We start from the raw sequence: 777 nt of genomic DNA, 5'->3' as shown, positions 1-777 counted from the left end.
GTCGATCCGCATGGCTTCGGCCGAGCAGGCGATCGAGGGCCTGTCGGGCGGCAACCAGCAAAAGGTGATCCTGGCGCGCTGGCTCGCGCGCGATCCGAAAGTGCTGATCGTCGACGAGCCGACGCGCGGCGTCGATGTCGGCGCCAAGACCGAGGTGCACCAGATCCTGGTGCAGCTTGCGGCGCGCGGCATTGCGGTGATGATGATCTCGTCCGAACTGCCCGAGGTGCTGGCGGTTTCGGACCGCATCGTCACCATGCGCCGCGGACGCATCACCGGCCAGATGCCGGGCGTCGAAGCAAACGAGGAAAGACTGATGGAACTGATGGCACTCGACCGCAAGGAGACACTATGAGCGTGGCGGGGGAGCAGGATCAGCGCGGCGGCATCAACTTCGCGCGGCTTTTGATGAGCTTCGGGCCGCTGCTGTTCCTGGTGGCGCTGATCATCGTCTTCACGGTGCTGAAGCCGAGCTTCATGGACCCGATCAACCTGTTCAACATCACAAGGCAGATCTCGATCACCGGGCTGATCGCGCTCGGCATGACCTTCGTCATCCTTACCGCCGGCATCGACCTGTCGGTCGGCTCGCTGCTCGCCTTCTGCGGCATGGTCGCCGCCGTGGTCGCCAAGGGCGGCACGGCCAACACGCTGTCGCTGTCGACGAGCGGCACGCAAGGGTTCGGCTGGTTCGCCGCGCTGCTGGCCGCCATCATCGTCGGAGCCGCTGCCGGCGGCGTGCAGGGGCTTGTCATCACCCGGCTGAAAGTGCCGCCC

The 777-nt window shown here is 65.9% G+C and carries 1 protein-coding gene and 1 pseudogene; both read left to right on the top strand.

Going from position 1 to position 777, the window contains the following annotated elements; translation table 11 throughout:
* Positions 1–355 (top strand): ATP-binding cassette domain-containing protein (locus tag EOA22_RS35800; protein ID WP_164756288.1); only part of this gene is annotated, 355 nt, incomplete at its 5' end.
* Positions 352–777 (top strand): annotated as a pseudogene (locus tag EOA22_RS35795) (ABC transporter permease); the annotation flags it as partial. The gene EOA22_RS35800 and the pseudogene EOA22_RS35795, both read left to right, overlap by 4 nt.

Source organism: Mesorhizobium sp. M7A.F.Ca.US.014.04.1.1, from assembly GCF_003998745.1.
Lineage (GTDB): Bacteria > Pseudomonadota > Alphaproteobacteria > Rhizobiales > Rhizobiaceae > Mesorhizobium > Mesorhizobium ciceri.
This window is presented reverse-complemented; position numbering and strand designations above follow the sequence as displayed.